Annotated in this window: 17 protein-coding genes; 3 read left to right on the top strand and 14 right to left on the bottom strand. The window is 63.6% G+C overall.

Annotated elements, in window-relative coordinates; translation table 11 throughout:
* Nucleotides 1-25: 25 nt before the first annotated feature.
* The 4 genes from ehuA to ehuB are packed head-to-tail and all read right to left on the bottom strand — an operon-like array spanning nt 26 to nt 3,093.
* A complete protein-coding gene (ehuA, locus tag MTX34_RS16545) occupies nt 26-787 on the bottom strand; it encodes an ectoine/hydroxyectoine ABC transporter ATP-binding protein EhuA (RefSeq protein WP_243610208.1) in 762 nt (253 codons plus the stop codon).
* A 19-nt stretch (nt 788-806) separates the two neighbouring features.
* Nucleotides 807-1,451, bottom strand: coding sequence for an ectoine/hydroxyectoine ABC transporter permease subunit EhuD (ehuD, locus tag MTX34_RS16540; RefSeq protein WP_243595373.1), 645 nt, complete (start codon nt 1,449-1,451; stop codon nt 807-809).
* Nucleotides 1,448-2,179, bottom strand: coding sequence for an ectoine/hydroxyectoine ABC transporter permease subunit EhuC (gene ehuC / locus MTX34_RS16535; protein WP_243610086.1), 732 nt, complete (start codon nt 2,177-2,179; stop codon nt 1,448-1,450). Before ehuC ends, ehuD begins: the two co-directional genes overlap by 4 nt.
* A gap of 23 nt (nt 2,180-2,202) precedes the next feature.
* Nucleotides 2,203-3,093: an ectoine/hydroxyectoine ABC transporter substrate-binding protein EhuB gene (ehuB, locus tag MTX34_RS16530; RefSeq protein ID WP_243610085.1), complete on the bottom strand. Its 891-nt coding sequence runs from the start codon at nt 3,091-3,093 to the stop codon at nt 2,203-2,205.
* Between the two features lie 363 nt (nt 3,094-3,456).
* Between ehuB and MTX34_RS16525 the strand changes: the two genes are divergently transcribed.
* On the top strand, nt 3,457-5,052 hold the full coding sequence (locus MTX34_RS16525; RefSeq protein ID WP_243610084.1) for an ABC-F family ATP-binding cassette domain-containing protein: 1,596 nt from the start codon (nt 3,457-3,459) through the stop codon (nt 5,050-5,052).
* Between the two features lie 10 nt (nt 5,053-5,062).
* On the opposite strand, the gene MTX34_RS16520 is transcribed toward MTX34_RS16525, so the two are convergent.
* The 8 genes from MTX34_RS16520 to MTX34_RS16485 form a co-directional block, all read right to left on the bottom strand.
* On the bottom strand, nt 5,063-6,679 hold the full coding sequence (locus tag MTX34_RS16520) for an AMP-binding protein (protein ID WP_243610083.1): 1,617 nt from the start codon (nt 6,677-6,679) through the stop codon (nt 5,063-5,065).
* A 21-nt stretch (nt 6,680-6,700) separates the two neighbouring features.
* The gene (locus tag MTX34_RS16515) at nt 6,701-8,002 is read right to left on the bottom strand and encodes a DUF2786 domain-containing protein (RefSeq protein ID WP_243610082.1); all 1,302 of its coding nucleotides are present in this window, start codon (nt 8,000-8,002) and stop codon (nt 6,701-6,703) included.
* 89 nt (nt 8,003-8,091) lie between these two features.
* A complete protein-coding gene (locus MTX34_RS16510; protein WP_243610081.1) occupies nt 8,092-8,901 on the bottom strand; it encodes a hypothetical protein in 810 nt (269 codons plus the stop codon).
* 186 nt (nt 8,902-9,087) lie between these two features.
* Complete coding sequence (locus tag MTX34_RS16505) at nt 9,088-10,683, bottom strand: FAD-dependent oxidoreductase (protein ID WP_243610080.1); 1,596 nt, start codon at nt 10,681-10,683, stop codon at nt 9,088-9,090.
* A gap of 62 nt (nt 10,684-10,745) precedes the next feature.
* Nucleotides 10,746-11,765, bottom strand: a complete 1,020-nt coding sequence (locus MTX34_RS16500; RefSeq protein ID WP_243610079.1) for a diiron oxygenase — start codon at nt 11,763-11,765, stop codon at nt 10,746-10,748.
* A 92-nt stretch (nt 11,766-11,857) separates the two neighbouring features.
* Nucleotides 11,858-13,159, bottom strand: coding sequence for a hypothetical protein (locus MTX34_RS16495; RefSeq protein WP_243610078.1), 1,302 nt, complete (start codon nt 13,157-13,159; stop codon nt 11,858-11,860).
* Nucleotides 13,160-13,250: 91 nt separating this feature from the next.
* Entirely contained in the window at nt 13,251-14,441 is a 1,191-nt protein-coding gene (locus MTX34_RS16490; protein ID WP_243610077.1) for a hypothetical protein, read from the bottom strand.
* Nucleotides 14,442-14,465: 24 nt separating this feature from the next.
* The gene (locus MTX34_RS16485; RefSeq protein WP_243610076.1) at nt 14,466-15,140 is read right to left on the bottom strand and encodes an NUDIX domain-containing protein; all 675 of its coding nucleotides are present in this window, start codon (nt 15,138-15,140) and stop codon (nt 14,466-14,468) included.
* A 61-nt stretch (nt 15,141-15,201) separates the two neighbouring features.
* Between MTX34_RS16485 and MTX34_RS16480 the strand changes: the two genes are divergently transcribed.
* Nucleotides 15,202-16,128 carry an ADP-ribosylglycohydrolase family protein gene (locus tag MTX34_RS16480; RefSeq protein ID WP_243610075.1) on the top strand — a complete coding sequence of 309 codons (927 nt, stop codon included), beginning with the start codon at nt 15,202-15,204 and terminating at the stop codon, nt 16,126-16,128.
* Nucleotides 16,125-16,634 (top strand): O-acetyl-ADP-ribose deacetylase, encoded by a 510-nt coding sequence (locus MTX34_RS16475; RefSeq protein ID WP_243610074.1) that lies wholly within the window; start codon nt 16,125-16,127, stop codon nt 16,632-16,634. Before MTX34_RS16480 ends, MTX34_RS16475 begins: the two co-directional genes overlap by 4 nt.
* 6 nt (nt 16,635-16,640) lie before the next feature.
* On the opposite strand, the gene MTX34_RS16470 is transcribed toward MTX34_RS16475, so the two are convergent.
* Both MTX34_RS16470 and MTX34_RS16465 read right to left on the bottom strand, forming a co-directional pair.
* On the bottom strand, nt 16,641-17,330 hold the full coding sequence (locus MTX34_RS16470; RefSeq protein ID WP_243610073.1) for an excalibur calcium-binding domain-containing protein: 690 nt from the start codon (nt 17,328-17,330) through the stop codon (nt 16,641-16,643).
* A gap of 171 nt (nt 17,331-17,501) precedes the next feature.
* On the bottom strand, nt 17,502-17,852 hold the full coding sequence (locus MTX34_RS16465) for a VOC family protein (protein ID WP_243610072.1): 351 nt from the start codon (nt 17,850-17,852) through the stop codon (nt 17,502-17,504).
* Between the last annotated feature and the right edge of the window lie 123 nt (nt 17,853-17,975).

Below are 17,975 nucleotides of genomic sequence, written 5' to 3'. Positions count from 1 at the left end.
GACCCAGCCCATGGTCACACGTTCGTCACTCTGCAAGAACAGCTTTGAGGAATCGCTGCGTTCGCTCCTGCTGTGGGTTGCTGAAGATGTCCGCCGGCGGTCCCTCCTCGAGGATCTTGCCCTCGTCGAAGACGAGAACACGGTCGGCTACGTCGCGAGCGAAGCCCATTTCGTGGGTCACGATGAGCATCGTGATGTCGGTGGTCTCGGCGATGGTGCGCAGCACGTCCAGTACGTCGGCGACGAGCTCGGGATCGAGCGCCGAGGTCACCTCGTCGAGCAGCAGGATGTCCGGATCCATGGCCAGCGCCCGGGCGATAGCCACGCGCTGCTGCTGTCCGCCGGACAGCTTGGTCGGATGTGCATTCTCCTTGTCCGCCAACCCCACCGTCTGCAGAAGCTCGCGCGCACGCTCGGTGGCCTCGGCCTTGCTCTTGCCGAGTACGTGAACGGGAGCTTCGGTGATGTTCTGCAGCACAGTCATGTTGGGAAACAGGTTGAACTGTTGGAACACCATGCCGATGCGGGTACGAACCTTCCGAAGGTGTTTCTCCGATGCGACGACGAGCTTGTCGCCCTTGCGCTGATGCGTCAGCGGCTCGTCCTCGATCCAGATGACACCGTCGTTGACCTTCTCGATGGTCATCAGCAAACGCAGAATCGTCGTCTTACCGGAGCCACTGGGCCCGATCAACGCGACGCGTTCGCCGCGGCGAACCTGGAAGTCGAGATGATCGAGAACGACGTGATCGCCGAACTGCTTGACCACCTTGTCGAACTTGATCATCGGTACGGTGCCCGAATCGTCAGTAGGCAAGGGACTTCTCCAGTCTTCTGATGAGGATCGATGTCGGGTAGCTCGCCAACAGGAAGATGACGCCGGCCAACGTGATCGGCTCGAGGTATTGGAACGTGCTCGCGCCGTATTGCTGCGCCGCTGTGACCATCTCGACGACGGTGATCGCGAACAGGAACGGCGTGTCCTTGAACATCGAAATCGCGTAGTTGCCCAACGCAGGCGTTGTGCTGCGCACTGCCTGGGGCAGGACCACCGCGCGCCACGTCCGGGTACTCGGCAAGGACAGTGCGCGAGCGGCTTCCCACTGTCCCGGAGGGACGGCGTCGATGCCGGCGCGGTACACCTCGGCCATGTAGGTCGAGTAGTGGATACCGAGGACGGTGATACCGATCTGCAACGCAGAGAACTGTGGCAGCAGGTAGTACGCGAACAGCAGCTGCACGATCAGCGGTGTCAGACGGATGAACTCGCTGATCATCCGAAGTGGAACGGTGACGAATTTCGGCCCCGAGTGGCGTACCACCGCGATCACCAGACCGAGAGTCGCAGCGAGGACGAATCCGAGCACGGTGGCCAGCAGCGTGATCTTGAAGCCTTCGAGCAAGAATGGCAGGGCGTCCCACGCGCGTTCCCAGCTCCAGTCGACGCTCATCGACCCACCCCCACATTCTGGTCGGCGCGTTCGGGTTTCAGGCGCAGCACTTCACGCATCGACGGCCCGGATCCGAGACGTCCTTTGGCCCGCACCTCGAGCAGGTTCATGAACAGCGTGAGGATGTAGGCGATGATGAAGTAGATGACAAGTCCGACTCCGAAGGCGAAGAGCGTGTCGCCGGTGGTGCGTCGCAGCTGAGTGATCTGGTACGTGAGGTCCTGCAGCAGAACGAAACTGGCGAGCGCACTGCCCTTGAGTAGCTGAATCAGCAGGTTCGTCAGCGGTGGAATCATCTGCACCCATGCCTGTGGGAACACGACGCGGTGCAGCCGTTGCCACGGAGAGAAGTTCAGCGCCAGAGCGGCCTCCCACTGCGGCTTCGCGACGGCCGCAATGGAACCGCGCACCACCTCGGCACCGTAGGCACCGTAGTTGAGACCGAGCGCGAGGATTCCACAGAACATGGCTTCGAGTTGAAAACCCAACAGCGGCAACACATAGAACAGCCAGAACAGCTGAACCAGCAACGATGTGCCCCGGAAGAATTCGACGACGAAGCGAGCGGGGGCGCGCACGTACATGTGCCGATTTCCCGCTGCCAGGCCCAGCAGTAGTGCCAGAGCGAAGGCGAGAGCGGCTCCGCCGAGGGTCAGATAGACGGTCGTGAGAATGCCTTCCTGGATTCGCGGCCACGAATCCAGGAAGTTCTCGATGTTCTCGTTCACGGGCGATCAGCCTGCAGCAGCGATCAGCCCTCGCAGAGCATGGCGGTGGTCAAGCTCGGATCCGGTAGCTCCTCGGCGGTGAAGCCGAAGTCCCCGACGATGTCGAGGTACGCATCGGTGTTCGAGGTGATTTTCGCGAGCTCCTCGTTGTACGCGTCCAGCAGCTCCTGATCGTCGGTGCGGAATACGGTCGCACCGGCTCCCACCTGCGGCTCGCCGTCGATCTCGGCGACGAAGGACTCGGTGACATCCACCGGAGCATCTGGGTTGTTGGTCTTCATCCAGTTCAGCGAGATGGCCGTAAGGGCGAACACGTCTGCACGACCGGAGGTGACGGCGTCCATTCCGTCCTGCGGTGCGGCGACTTGCTGACTCGAAATGCCCAGTGCCTCGGCATAATCGGACTCGATCGCTCCGGTCATCGTGGCCAACCGCAGGCCACTGTCTGCGACGGACTGCATGTCGGTCAGACCTGCCGGATTGCCCGTCGGGACCATCAGAGCGGTTGTGTAATTGAACTCGGGGTCGCCGAAGGCGGCCTGTTCGCACCGTTGCGGAAGGATCGACATTCCCGCGCTGACGACGTCGAATCGATTGGCCTGCAGGCCCGGGATCAGTGCGCCGAAGTCGGCGTTGACACCCTCGACGGTGTCGATTCCGAGATTGCCGAAGATCTCGCGGTGCAAAGCGATTGTTGCGCCGGTCAATTCACCGTTCTCCTCGAAGCTGTACGGCGCTTCACCGGCAACGCCGACTGTGATGGTGCCGGCATCGCGCAGTGACTGCAGTCGATCGGCTCCGTCGTCGGTGTTGGTGGAGGTACATCCTGCGAGGCTGCCTGCAACGAGTGCGGCACCGGCGAGGGTGGTGATGATCTTCTTCGTCGAGCCTGTGTTCAGCACACTGTGTGCCATGCGTGGGGCCTTCCGGTTCTTGACTGTGCGAAAACCGGACCTGCGCCGATGTGCCGGGAGCGATACGCGCAACACTTCGGCCGGACCGGTTGCAGTCTTGTGTACTGCTTGGGGATTGCTTTGTCCGAACTTGAACGTAGCACGGTGATTTTCCGAATTCGGCGTGAACGACCAGCACACAGCGCTGGCTGAATTGTCGGACCGACGCGTATCGCCACCACAGAGTGCGATTCGGTGGCGATGAGAACGAAACTGTAACGATGCGTCGTTCGATCGAAATCCGATTCGAAACACGCCGACGTTAGAGTGAGCGCGCCCGGTTCGACGACTCAGCGGACCCGTGTTTTCAGGAGAAGTGAACGCTTGAGCTGGATCCGCTTGAACGATGTTGCCAAGGGATACGACCAGAAGGTGATGCTGCGTGAGGTGTTCTTCCGCCTCGCGGACGGCGATCGCATCGGTCTGATCGGCCGTAACGGCACGGGCAAGACCACTCTGCTGCAGCTCCTTCTCGGGCGCGAGACACCTGATTCCGGAACGGTCGATGTCACCGAGGGAGCGCGAATCGGGTACTTCTCGCAGTTCTCCGAACTCGACGGCGATCGCAGCATCCAAGCCGAGCTCGAATCTCTCTTCGGCACTGTGCACGCGATCGAGGTCGAATTGGCCGAGGTCGAAGCCGCACTCGGGGGCGACCTCGACGAGAAGCAGATGTACAAGCTGGTCGATCGCCAGGCCGAGCTACTCGACGCCATGGAGAACAGCGGCGGCTGGACCTATCACCAGCAGATCGACACGGTGCTGTCGATGCTGGGATTCAACACCGAGCGGCGCGAATTGCCCGTCGATCGGTTGTCCGGTGGCTGGCGCAACCGAGCGGCGCTGGCAAAGATTCTCATCGAAGCGCCGGATGTTCTACTCCTCGACGAGCCGACCAACTTCCTCGACGTGGCCGGGATCGCGTGGCTGGAGCGCTGGTTGCGTGATTTCCGAGGAGCGCTTCTGGTCGTCTCGCACGACCGCGCTTTCCTCGAACAGGTCGTCACCGGCATCGTCGAGATCGAGAACCATCACCTGCAGACCTACGACGGTAGCTACTCGGAATACGTTCAGCAGAAGCAGTTTCGACTCAAGAATCTCGAGCGCGAGTTCAGCAACGAGCAACAGTTGCTGGCCTACGAGCAGGAAGCGATCAGCGATCGCAAGGAAGCAATGAAGAACCCCAGCGGGGTGCTCAAGCGGCGGCTCGCGAACATCAAGAAGAGCAAGAGTCCGCGCCCGGTCGACACGGTGGTCACCGCGATCTACGGCGGACTGCACGTCCACGACAACCTGGCGGAGATCACGGGGATCTCCAAGAGCTACGGCGAGCAACGACTCTTCGAGAACATCTCGTTCACCGTGCATCGAGGCGACCGTATCGCCATCACCGGACCGAACGGCTGTGGCAAGACAACCCTCGTCGACATCCTCGTCGGAGCCGAGCAACCGGACAGCGGCAAGATCAAATGGAAGACCAAGGCACCGTCGTTCATTTACTACAACCAGGTGCTCGCCGATCTGGATCTCGACGACACGGTGTCGCACTCGGTCAACGCGATGCCGGGCAGCCTCGCACTGACGGCGACCAAGAAAGAGGTCCATCGCTTTCTGACACTGCTGCAGTTCTCCGAGATGGATCTCAAATCGAAGATCGGTGTTCTGTCCGGTGGACAGAAGGCACGAGTTGCATTGGCGCAGTGTCTGCTGTTCGGCGCAGGCGTGATCGTGCTCGACGAGCCCACCAACCACCTCGACCTGCCGAGCACCCAGGTGCTCGAGCGTGCCCTGATGGCGTTTCCCGGCGCGGTGATTCTGGTGAGCCACGACAGGTTCTTCGTCGAGAAGGTGGCGTTTCGGCAGTTGTCCTTCGACGGCACGGGCGGGGTCACACAAATCGCCGGTGTGCAGATGGCGTGACCGGAGTGGGCTACCCGTTGATCTTCGAAGCGGACGTGCCCCACTCAGCGTCGCGCAGTTCCTTCTTCCTGATCTTGCCGGTCGATGTCTTCGGTAGCTCGACGATGAATTCGACTGCACGAGGGGCTTTGTAGGAGGCGATGGCAGATTTGACGTGCGCTACGAGGTCCGCCTCCGACACTTCCGCGCCCGGTGCCAACACCACGAAGGCCTTGGGCCGCTCACCCCACTTGTCGTCCGGCACCCCGATCACCGCGACGTCGGCGACGGCAGGGTGGCTGGCGAGCGCTTGTTCCACCTCGATCGTCGAGATGTTCTCCCCGCCGGAAATGACCACGTCCTTGGCGCGATCGAGTAACTGAACATAGCCGTCGGGATGCATCACCCCGAGATCGCCCGAATGGAACCAGCCGCCCGCGAACGCCTGCCCGGTGCCGGCGGTGTCGGCGTAGTAGCCCTTCATGACGTTGTTGCCGCGCATGACGATCTCGCCCATTTCCACGCCGTCGGGTTCGACGTCGATCAGTGCTCCGCCGGGGCCAGGCGTCTCCCGGACCACGCGCAACCGGTCGGCGGTGAGCATCCCGACACCCTGCCGAGCCAAGCGTCGGGCCTGCTCGTCACCGTCCAGTTCGAGCCATTCCTGCTTCGGCTCGCAGACCGAGTACGGACCGTAGGTCTCGGTGAGTCCGTAGACGTGCACGAGCGTTGCTCCCAGCGCACGAATCTTGCCGATGATCGTCGGGCTAGGGGGAGCGCCCGCTGTGACTATGGTCAAGGGCCGGTCGAGTGAATGTGCTTGCGCTGCAGTGGCAAGAGTGGTCAGTACGGTCGGCGCGCCGGCGAGGTGGTCGACGCCGTCGTCGATGGCGGACCAGATCGCATCGCCGCGGACACCGCGAAGGCAGACGTGCGTGCCCGACGCAGCAGTGACGGCCCAAGTGGTGCACCACCCGTTGCAATGGAACATCGGCAGCGTCCACAGATAGCGAGTGTCGATCCCGAATCCCTGGTGGTGCAGTTCTCCGAGCGAATTGAGGTAGGCACCGCGATGGGTGTACATCACTCCCTTGGGCCGACCGGTGGTGCCGGAGGTGTAGTTGATCGTGATGGTGGAGGTCTCGTCGTCGACCTCCCACTCCATCGGTTCGTCCGAGCCACGACCCAGGAAAGCGTCGTATCGCGTGGTGTGCGGCAACTTGCCGTAGGTGCCGTCCACCGAGGGAGTCTCGACGATCTCACGAACCGAATCGGCGATGGGATCGGTTCCGAGTCCGGTCAGCAGGTCCGAATCACCCACCAGCAGAACCGAACCCGAATGGTCACAGATGTAGCGAACCTCGGCGGGCGACAGTCTGGTGTTGATTGCGACCAGAACGGCACCGGCCAAGGGAACGGCGTAGTGCGCGAACAACAGCTCTGCAGAGTTGGACGCGATGTACGCCACTCGATCTCCGTGGCTTACACCCGACGCGCGCAGTGCGTGCGCGAGCCGGGTGACGTCGGCGGCGAACTGCTCGTAGGTGAACGTCCTCGGCCCGTCCACCACGGCGGTCTTGTGGGGATGGACCTCCGCTGCGCGTTCGAGAAAGCGAAGGGGCGTCAAGGGAGTATCGAGACCGGTCATGGCAGTCAATGTAGCGCGCACTCATGAGGCCAGATCGGATTTGTCGATCCGCTCGCGCCCACCGGTAAGGTCCGCGCGTTCGGCGGCGGCACGGCCGGCATACGATCCCTCCGCATTGCCGCTGCCGAACGTGATCGTTTTCGTCGACGGGTACCGGGCAGCGTAGGCACGGTCCACGGCGTCGGATCGTTCCGCCATGATGGGCACCAGAGCCGATCCGTGTTGTTGCGTCGCAGCCGCAGTAGCTCTCTTGCGCGCCTCGTGCAATCGTTCGCCGACTCGGTGGGCGTACGCGATCAAGAATGCGTGACGGAAACTGCGGGTCCTCGCTGCCGGCGAATCGGCCACCTCGTCGAGTGCGCGTGCCGACTGGACCAGCAACGAGGTGTAGAGGAGTTCACACAGATCGAGATCGACGGGGAGACCCATCACGGTGGCCAGCAAGTACTTCTTCTTCCACAGTGTCCTGGCACCGTTTGCGTGACATACGCAGTGCAGCAGAAGCAGCTTGGCTTTGGAGTACGGATTGCTCACCATGATGCGTCGGGTGACGACATCGTCGATCAGGCTGTGAGGGTGCTCCGAATCGAGAAGCGCGCTGTCGATCGCATAGCGCGTCATCAGGTCCTGGGCCTTGGCCGACAATGCCTCGGCCTCAGCGGGGAATTGCGTCGACTCGGCCTTGGCCAGCAGCCCCCGGATTCTGCCGAGCATCTTCGTGTCCGTGGCTGGTCTGGGGCCGGTTGCTACCGACTGCGATGTCCAACGAGCTGGGGTAGGCAGGAGCTTTTCGAGGGGCAACAACCATGTTGCGCAACCGAGTACGAGCAACAGGGTGTACCAGGACTGTGCCGACGATCGTCGGTTGTACGAACGCCACCGCCGAAGGCGCTCGGCAGTCGTGCCCCCCGCGTGGTCGATGTGCAGCTCGGACAGTTGATCGCGCCAGGAATCCGGAGCGAGGCGTTCGGCCGAGCTTCGCTCCGCGTGTGCGCCGATGGCCTCGACCATGACCACTGTGCCGTCGCCTCCGGCGCATTGACGCGTCACGTGCACCAGTTCGGCAGGCTGCCAACCGTTCTCGAAAGCCGTGTCGAGTGCGCCGTCGAGTATTGTCGCCGCCCGATCGTGCACCGAACACGCCGGATCGGTTTCGTCTGCGGCGGACAGGCGCTCCGCGATCAGCTGCGTCATGTCCTTCGCCGACGAACCCAACTGGGCGAAACCGATTCCGCTGTCCAGCAATTCGTGCGGATCGGCACTCTCGCGCTTATTCGTGGCGTGTGTGTACTTGAAAATGCTGCCCGAATCGATACGACTCATCGTCGTCCCCTCCACGTCCCCCGGTGTGGTCCCCGAACTTTTCGGTAGATCGCAGAGTAGGGGAGGGGTCCGACAGAGTTTCGAACGTATCAGCGAGGGGCGAGCATCTGCAGCAATTCTTCGACCGACGGCAGGCCGGGAATGACGGGGAGGTTCGGAACAGGAGCGGCGGCCGGCGGTGCCGTCAACTCGACGCCGCCGAGACCTGCCATGACGTCGTCGGTGTTGGATCGGGTCGGTCCGTATGTATTGGACGCAATGACGAAATCATCGCCGATCGACGCGGACGCGACCACACTCGATCGGTCGTCGGCCCATCCCCACTTGGTCCCGGTCACGCCGGACAACTGCTTGGTGCCCCAGTCCTGAACCATTCCATCGCGTGCCACAGGAGCCGCGGTGTTCATCCAGGCGAGGACGGGGCTGGCGGGATCGGTGCGCTTCTTCGCCGCCAGGAATCGCACGGTGTCGGCTGTGCTCGTGGACGAGTTGCCCCAGAAACCGCCCCGCGAGGTAGAGGTGAGTCCGTATTCCGCGGCGGTTGCCGAAATCGCCTGGGGGTATTTGTTGTCGAGCGTCGAAGCGGCACCGTCGTCGCTGACCTGGACCATCCTGGCGGCCAGGTCGAGGTCTCTGGGCGAACCGTCGCCGAAGCGGACGACGTAGTCGGCCATGTAGAGCTTGACCGTCGACAGTCCTGGGCGCGCCGAGCTGTCCTCCGCGCTGCCCACGTACGTCCCCGTCGGGATGTGTTCGTACGACAGCGAGGTTCGGGCCGGAACATCCGAGAGGTCGCCGGGTGTCGGCAAGGCCTGGGCCGGTGCTGCGCACACCAAGGCCACAGCGATACCGACAATTGGGACAGCAGTCCTGGTGAAGATGCGTCGCAGGGCCGGCATCTCGTGCTCCTCGAGGTGTTGGCCCGCCGTGAATCGGTGGCCGATGACTGTAGCTACCCCGATGGTAGACGGTTCAACCTCACGCCGCTTTCCCCGGTTCTGCGGCCTTCGTCACCTGGATGAATGTGGCTTTCTTGCAGTTGGAGTGACCGAAAGCCGCATTGATCCCAACCGGGGGGTGAGTAATCAGGACCGGCGCAGCGCCGAGAGCATCTCCTTCGAGCGTTGCAGAGCGCCCCGGGTCGACTCGGTCGGCCAGGTGTCGGGCAACTCGATCGGGTCGGTGAGACGGCCTGCATTGAAGTCGTCCACGAGATGGCCGACGGTTTCCTGGGCGCAGGATTTGTTGGTCCCGATGAACCCGGAGGGACCGCGCTTGATCCAGCCGGTGACGTAGCGGCCGACCTCGACGGGTCCGCCCGGTTCCTGCAGAATGCGTCCGCCGGCGTTCGGGATGATCCCGGCGCGGTCGTCGAACGGAACGCCGGGGAGAGCGACGCCACGGTAGCCGATGGACGTGAGGACGAGGCCGGCGTCGATGCGGTCGACTTCCCCCGTCGGAATGCTGCGGACCACGTCGTCGCTGTCCACGGTCAGGCCCATGCGATCGAACTCGATGCCTGTCACCCGGTCGGTGCCCAGGATGCTGGTGGGGGACAGCAGGTAGCGCAGCGTGATGCGCTTTCTGGCGCTGGGTTCGGGTGATTCGTCGACGTGGCGGAGCAGTTGAAGCTTCTGCGCCACGGCGTGGGGTAGGTCGTCGGTCGTGGCGAGCCGGACGGTCACCGGATCGAGTGCGAGTTCACTGCGGTCGATGGCCAGGTCGATGTCGGGAACGGTCAGCAATCCGGCGAACTCGGGAACGGTGAACGCAGACTGCGCCACACCCCGCCTGCCGACGACGACCACCTCACGAACTGCGCTGTGACGCAAGGCTTCCAAGGCATACGGTGCGATGTCGGTCTGGGCGAGCGCATCCGGGTTCATCGTCAGGATGCGGGCGACGTCGAGTGCCACGTTGCCGTTACCGACGACGACGGCGCGCTCGTGTGAGAGATCGAACGTGCGGTGCGCATGATCGGGGTGCCCGTTGTACCAGGCGACGAAGTCGGTTGCCGACGTACGCCCGGGCAGTTCGGCGCCTGGTATGCGGAGCTCGCGATCCGATGATGCCCCGACTGCGTAGATCACGGCATGGTGGCTGTCCATCAACTCGTCGTGGGTGATGTCCTTACCGACCTCGACTCCGAGGTGGTAGGTGAATCCCTCTTGCGCAGAGATGGTTTCGAACAGACGCGACACCTGACGCGTCTTCTGATGATCGGGTGCGACGCCGAGTCGAGCGAGTCCGTGCGGTTGCGGAAGCCGGTCGTAGACATCGACGCTCACGCCGGGTTGAGTGAGCAACTCGTCCGCCGCGTACATGGCCGACGGACCGGATCCGACGATCGCCACTCGAAGCGGCTGGCGATCCCGCGAGACCGATGCAGCCGGCGTCACAGGTGCCAGGATCGGCCGAGGGGGACGCTCCTGCTTGTAGAAATCCGCGTTGATCGTCAAGAACGGCAGTTGCGCCTCGGTCAATTTTGCCTGCGGCACAATGGCATCGACCGGACAGGCCGAAACGCACGCGCCGCAGTCGACGCACGATTGCGGATCGATGTGCAGCATCTCTGCCGTCAGGAAGTCCGGCTCGTCGGGGGTGGGATGTATGCAGTTGACGGGACACGCGTAGACGCACGATGCGTCGCTGCAACATGACTGGGTGACGACGTGGGGCATGAGGGGTTCCTGACGGCAGAGGCAAGAAGGCTGAGCGGCGAGAGGGCTGTGCGGCTGGAGACCTAGGCGGCGAACTGGCTCGAGCTGCGATCGGGCTCGCTACGGAAACGTGAGGCCTTGCCGTCGATTCCGCACATCTTCCACATCAGGCGAGCAGCACGATTCATCATGCCGGTGTCGGTGGCCAGCATGCGGACATCGCCGAAGTAGTCCTGCAGTGCATGCTGCGATTCCGGGGTGCCCCAGAACAGGTCTTTCTTCACCTGCTTCGGGATGTCGAACTTCGTCCAGAACTTCTTCGGCGGGATGACGATGACGTCGCACAGGATGCGCATCGTGATCGGGAAGGCCAACGAGAGCAAGAACCGTCCGGCCTTGGACATCTTGGGGACTCGGCGACGCAGCAACTGGTGTGCGAACGAGATATGGCGCGCTTCTTCGGCGACGTGAATGGCCATGACGCTCTGCATGATCGGGTGGATGTCTTCACCGGACCGCAGGACCGATTTCTGGATGTGGTCGATGGGCTCCTCGCCTGCGAGGACGCCGACGAAGAACAGTTCGGGCAACAGCGTCGCGAACAGCGGGATGAACGGCGAGAGCATCTTCATGGGCCGACTCATGCCGGGGGCGTCGGAATCGACGCGGTTGACCATCTCCTGGAACATCAGGGTGTGGTTGCACTCTTCGATGGATTCGTGGGTGCAGTAGCGTGCCTCGGCCGAGCCGTTGGGCAGCGAGAACACGTACTGCATCATGCCGCGGATCAGGATGTTCTCGAACTGAAGACCGACCTTGGCGACGTTGGCCTGACGCCACATGCCGATTTCGATCTGCTTCTCGAGGGGAAGCGCGCGGTACCAGGCGTGGCCACCGATCGGGTCCGTCTTGACCGGAAGGACCCAGCGAGGATCGTTCGCGGGCACCGCAAACTTCTCGGACTCCCAGTCGATGTCCACGTACGGGTCGAAGTGCTTGTGCACAGAACCCTCGGACAGCAACGTGAGTGTCTCGTTGTACTGCTGTTCGTCCTTGGCGTCGGTATCGACCGAAACGGACGTAGTGCCTGTCGTCAGTGTCATGGCTTCTCCAAACGAGGTGCGAACATAGAGTTAATGTAACCCCAGTTAACACGAAAGGGAAGCGCGCGAGTGAAATCCTGTTCGTCTACCGTCTACTGATCGTCCGAACGCTCGTCGGAAATCTCCGCGACCTCGTCGGTCTCGAACAGCTGCAACTGGATCGCCGAGGGGTCGACCACCGGCGTGACCTGCTCGGGTGTGCTGCGAAGTACCTCGCGCAGAGCAGCTACAACGCGTCCCCACTTGCCGGCCTCTCGGTCTGCCTCGTCGACGTCGCAGTGCTCGTCACCGAGATCCGCGGCGACGGCCATACCGCGCCACGAGGCCTCCTGCTCGGCGCTGATGCGCAGGTAGGACACGACGACATCGCGATCGGAAGAGCAACATCCAAGGACGGTGTCGATGTCGAGGGGTTCTTCGGATCGGGCAACGAGCTCGACCAATTCGAGCAGCTTCTCCGGAAAGTCCTCCGCGTCGATCGGCGGTGGCGTCGGTTCCCCGAGTGCGCCGCCGAAATCCTCGGCGAACTTCTCGTCGACCTGCTCCCACACGTGACTGAGCATCCGCACTGCCCACAGCAGGTGGTCGGCGACGAAGGGTGACCCGCTGACCCGTACCTGCGCGACGATGCAGTCCTGAACCAGGTGCAGCATCACATCGGGCAGTTGCAGATTGAGATCGACCAGCAACTCGGCTGCGCGGGTTCGTCCCGACACAGCGTGCACCAGCGTCGAATTGATTTCGACCACAGGTTCGGTGGGCTTGACCGACACGTAGGCGGTGCCGCCCACGAACCGCAGGGGGATGTCTCCGTCGGGGTCGTGATCCGGCGGGAAACCGAACCATGGCTCCAGGGCTCGATCGACGAGTTGCTGTAGGTGTTCCTTGCCCTTCGGCTGCACACACTGTGGAACGATCGTCGGGCCGGACTCGGCAGTGGTGGCGTCGAAACTCGGGACGTCGTAGCGACCGGTGGCGCGCGAGCCGAGGAAGGACGGGTGGGGCAGACCCCAGATGTCGCGGAACACCGCGACGGTCTTCTTTGCCAGATCATCGGACCACGAGCGATTGCGGTCCACGTGCGGTGCTGTGGGCTCGGAATCGACCGACATGCGAAAGCCGATCTGGCCCAGTGCTTCTCGCTGCTCGTCGGTGATGGCGCGGCTACTGTGTAGGTGCTCGTTCGCCGGAATTTCGCAGCGGACCATATCGAGATCCCAGGCGTAGAACTGCACGCAGGCGGCGGTGTCGGGCACGCCGTCGGTGGTGTCGTAACGTGACTCGATCACCAGCGCATCGCCGTCGCGCATCGCGCTGACGTAATCGCCGAGCTTGCGCTGGAACTGCATCCAGGCAGCATCGACGTCGAAGTCGAACTCGAGTGAATCGCTCATGTCGGCTCCTTACCCAGATCGCGTTGACGTAACGCACAGTCGATGACGCTAGCGGCGACCACCGACACGGTCTCGGCGCTCGCGGGGGCCGTCACGACGACGCCGAATCCTCGACCGAGCCGTAGAGCGGGTCGTCCTGCGACTCCTCGTCGATCGCTCCGAACGGCTGCGCCTCGGCAACACCGTCCAGCACCGCCGGACGCAACGCGTGCGGAACGGCGAGTACCTCCTCGATCCTGACGAGGATGCCCTGCTCGATGAGGGATCGAACGCGGTGGTCGATCAGCTGCGCGGTACGCAGGTCCTCGCCCTCCAGCTCGGCGTAATCCTCGCCCTCGTTGTTGATCGGCAGCTCGTCGGTCATGGCGGCCAGAAGCGTCTGCACCGCGAACGTGTTGGCCAACGACCGTGACACATCGGGGTCGTCGCCATCTCCCGACAGCTGCACGCGGACGTGTTCGGCAACCAGTTCGTGCACGGTCTCGGCTCCACGGTCGGCCAGCGAATGTGCATTGTCGCCGGGCCGGGCGGTGTCTCCGTCGATACGAATGAGTTCTGTTGCGATGGCCGTCGACCAGTAATCGACCGCTGCACCCGCATCGAGCCGGGCAGGATCGAGCGGGGCGGAGCCCACGGCGCGCTGCAGGTCGGCATCGTCGCCCACCGCCAATCCGTCGGCCACGCGCGCGACGATCTCGTCGAGTGCAGGCAGCAGCGGCAGCCCCGAGATCGCCGCGAGTTCTTGGGCCAGGGAAACGTCGGGCAGGTCGATGTCGTCGGCATCGAGCATGTCGGGTTCGTCGCCCTCGAGGAAGTCCGAGAGGTCTTCCATGCAGTGCGCGTACTCCTCGGGGCTGCCGTCCCAGAGATCGGTCTCGTCGAGGAAGGTCAGGTACTGCAGCGAGGTGAGAACGAGATTGACCGCGGTGTCCTCGGCCGTCTCGGACTCCTCCTGAAGGATGCGTTCGGCCGCATCGACCAGCAGGTGCGCATCGGCGGGCAGCCAGGCACTGGGGGAGAAGCCATGACGAGCACCGGCAAGCTGGGTCAGTGTCGACGACACGAGCCGAGAGATCGCCTCCGACTGTTCTGCCATCTCGCTCGCGTCGAGCCATTCGACGAATCCGTCGATCAGATCGGCGATGCGTTCGGTCTCGACACCGCTCGGAGCCGGTCGGGATTGCTGGTGACGCCGTTGCCGGGCCTTGGTCTTTTCTGCACGTTTCTGTCCGCGGTTGGCAGGCCGCTTCGATCCCATGGCTTGCAGCTTATCTGCTGTCATGTCCGGTTTCGTCGATCCATGCCCTCAGCCGAGTAGGAACGAGCCCGTGGACGGAGGGAGAGTCGAGTCCGCCGCGCGGCGATACAGTTCGGCGGGGCGCCCGCCGCCCACGGTCGACGTCGTGCCCGTTCCCTGCAACGCACCGATGACGTGGCGTCGGAACGTGTCTTTCGGCAGCGGGCGATCGAAGACGATCTCGTACAGCTCGCGGAGTTCGAGAAGTGTGAATTCCGCGTCCATCAACAGTGCGGGATCGACCTCACGCGCGTAACGACCGCGCAGGTCGTCCACTGCTTCGGCCACCATGTCGTCGTGGTCGAAGGCCAGCGGAGACGCCGGCCTCGTGTCGTCGACAAGCATGGATTCGGTTGTCGGAGTGAGTGATCGGATCGACACTGCTGCGCTGTGCGCCATCGACAGCACCCAGCCGCGATCGTCGCGGTCGGGGGCGTCGAACATTCTCAGTTGATGAAACGTGAGGTCGACGATGCCTGCTTTCGTCCTCAACGCGCGGTCGGCCGCGTCGGCGAGAGTCTCGTCGGGGTGCAGGAACGTACCCGGCAGTGCAAGGCCTCGTTCCGAGGGCACCACGACCACATGCAATCGCCGTTCGCGGACGGTCAGTACTGCCACATCGACCGCCACCGAGGGTCGCGGGTAGTCGATCAGGGCCTGGCCTCCTCGGTCTCTCCACGTCATGCCTTGCATCTTAGCGCGAATCTGATCTATAGTTAGCGCAACATCGATCTAAGGGGTACTCATGCACTTGACGGACGTTCAGCACGATCGAGCGAGGGGCGTTCTGCTCGGAACCGCAGTGGGCGACGCGTTGGGCGCGGGCTACGAGTTCGGATATCCGACGCCCGAGACAACCATCGCCATGATCGGCGGCGGCACATTCGACTGGGCCCCGGGGGAATGGACCGACGACACCTCGATGGCGCTCTGCGTCGCGCGCGCACTCGAGCAGGGTGGCGACGTGGACGACATCGCTGCACACTTCCGCGACTGGTTCGCCCAGAACCCTCCCGACGTGGGAAACCAGACTCGTCTGGTGCTGTCGCGGCCGACTCGCGATGGTGCCGATATGACTGCGGTGGCAGCGTCGTTGTCGGGTAGAACCGGCGGCAACGGATCGCTCATGCGAACGGCGCCGGTTGCCCTCGCCTACCTCGACGACCCGGCCGGCTGTCGAGATGCCGCGGCGCGGATCAGTGCCCTCACCCATTCCGACCCCCGTGCCGGTCAAGCCTGCCAACTATGGAGTCACGCAATTCGATACGCGGTTCTGAACTCGACCTACGACGGCGTGACCGAATTTCTGGACGATGCCGTCCCCGACGTTCGCGACTTCTGGCAACCATTGATCCATCAGGCGCAGGAGGGGGAGCCGGCCGACTTCCCGAACAACGGCTGGGTGGTGCACGCTCTGCAGACGGCGTGGTGGGCGATCCATCGGTCTGCCGATTCGGATCGGCCCCTGCCCGCCGCTCTCGAATCGTGTGTCCGCGCAGGCGGCGACACCGACACCACGGCGGCCATAGCCGGAGGGCTCCTCGGAGCGCGTTGGGGCGCATCGGCTGTGCCGAGCGACTGGCGCGACATCGTTCACGGCTACCCAGGGTTGCGAGCCGACGATCTCGACCGAATCACCTCGAACATCATTGCAGCGAAGGACATTTCATGACGATCATCGACGTCGTCCAGGGCGACATCACGGACGTGGCCGCAGATGCGATCGTCAATGCCGCCAACACACGACTGCTCGGTGGTGGCGGAGTGGACGGTGCAATCCACCGCGCCGGCGGGCCGGACATCCTCGCCGAATGCAAGGCACTGCGGGCCACCACCCTGCCGCACGGACTCGACGTCGGCGCAGCCGTCGCGACCACCGCGGGCCGGCTACGTGCAGCGTGCGTCATCCACACCGTCGGTCCGCGGTACTCCCCGCACGAGGACAGGTCGGAACTGCTGCGGCTGTGCTACGTCCGCAGTCTGGCTCTCGCGGCGTCGATGAACCTGAAGTCCATCGCGTTCCCCTTGATTTCCGGCGGCTCGTACGGATGGCCGACGCACGATGCCGTCACCCAGCAGGTGGTTGCCGTCAAGGCAGCACGGCCGTCTGTCGACCTCGTCATGCTGGTCGCCTACACCCGAGAAGCGGCGGACCTGACGCGGCGTTTGGTGGGTTGACTGTGGTCAGTTCTCGCAGCCGACGCCATCTTCGTCACGGTCCAGCTTGGTGCTGTATCCCGGATCCCCGGCGTAGATCGGGGCTGCACCCGCCGCACGGACCGCATCGCAATTGGCGTACGAGACAACGGAAGGCACTGTGGCCAACGGCGCGGGGGCGGTGTAGACCGGCTCAGGTGTGTAGACGGGCTCCGGGATGTACACGGGCTCGGGATCGGGCAGTGGGATGTACTCCGTTGTCGTCGGTAGCTCGACGGCGGCGGCCACGGCTTCGGTCGTCGGAGCCGCGGTTGTCGTGGTCGGGGCCGGTGTCGTGGTGGAGGGCGTCGGTGCGACGGTCGTCGTGACGGTCGGCAATGCGGGCACGGCCGCGACCGGTGCGATGGCGGTCGTGGTCTCGGGTTCGGTCGTGGTGGTCAGCCCCATCACGAACAGTGCGGGGAGGACGGCGATGGCAGGTACCACCCAGACCTTGCTACCCCGCGCGGGCGACGAGCGCAGGTACATGACTCCGGTGCCGACCAGCAACGCGCCGACCAGTACCGCACCGAACTCGAACGAGACGATCGCTCCGATCAGAAAGAACGCCCCGAAAACGATTGCGGTCCAGGCGAATATCTTTCCGAGCAGGGGGCGGCGAGGCGTCTGTGCCTCGGGTGCCGGACGCTGAAAGGGTGGCGGGTAGGCGCTGGTCATGTGGAGGGTCCGTTCGGGTCGCGAGAGGTGTCGATGTCGCGGCCGAGATATGACCCGCGAGACCGGAAGCAACCGTCTCGTTCTGATCGAACCGGTCGGTCGCATTTCCGTTCACCATGTCGCACCGACGGGGTTCGCCGTTACATTCCGTGAGAGAACGGCAACCGCCGATCAGTACTGCTCGCGAAAGCCGCCGATCGCCGTGATCGAATTGCCGTCGGGATCGGAGACCGTCGACAGTCTGACTCCCTTGTTCGCGTCGACGATGTCGCCGAAGTCAATGCCGCGGGAACGAGCGGCCTCGACGAACACCTCGATGTCTCCGACGGCAACGTTGAACAACGACGAGCCGGCCCGCTCGGAATCGACCGTCACTTGCAGCCAGGCAGCGGGGGCCACCTGCCACTCCACCAGACTCGGCATCGGATTGTTGTCGGCGCGGCGATCGAAGAGCCTCTCGTACCAGCCCCGCGCCGAGTCGAGATCGCGTACCGCCACCACGGCAAGCGCATGTTCGATCATTGCGTTCTCCTTCGTCTCGTTCGGGTTCGCAGATATGGACCGGGTCCGGCGACCCAACTCATCGCGCAGAACCTGTCGGTGCCTCGAGTAGGGTCGTCACGAGCCCGAAATCGGGCACCAGGA

Source organism: Rhodococcus sp. ARC_M5 (assembly GCF_022810405.1).
Lineage (GTDB): Bacteria > Actinomycetota > Actinomycetes > Mycobacteriales > Mycobacteriaceae > Rhodococcoides > Rhodococcoides navarretei.
The sequence above is the reverse complement of the archived record's forward strand: the minus strand, read 5'-3'. Positions and strand labels throughout refer to the sequence as shown.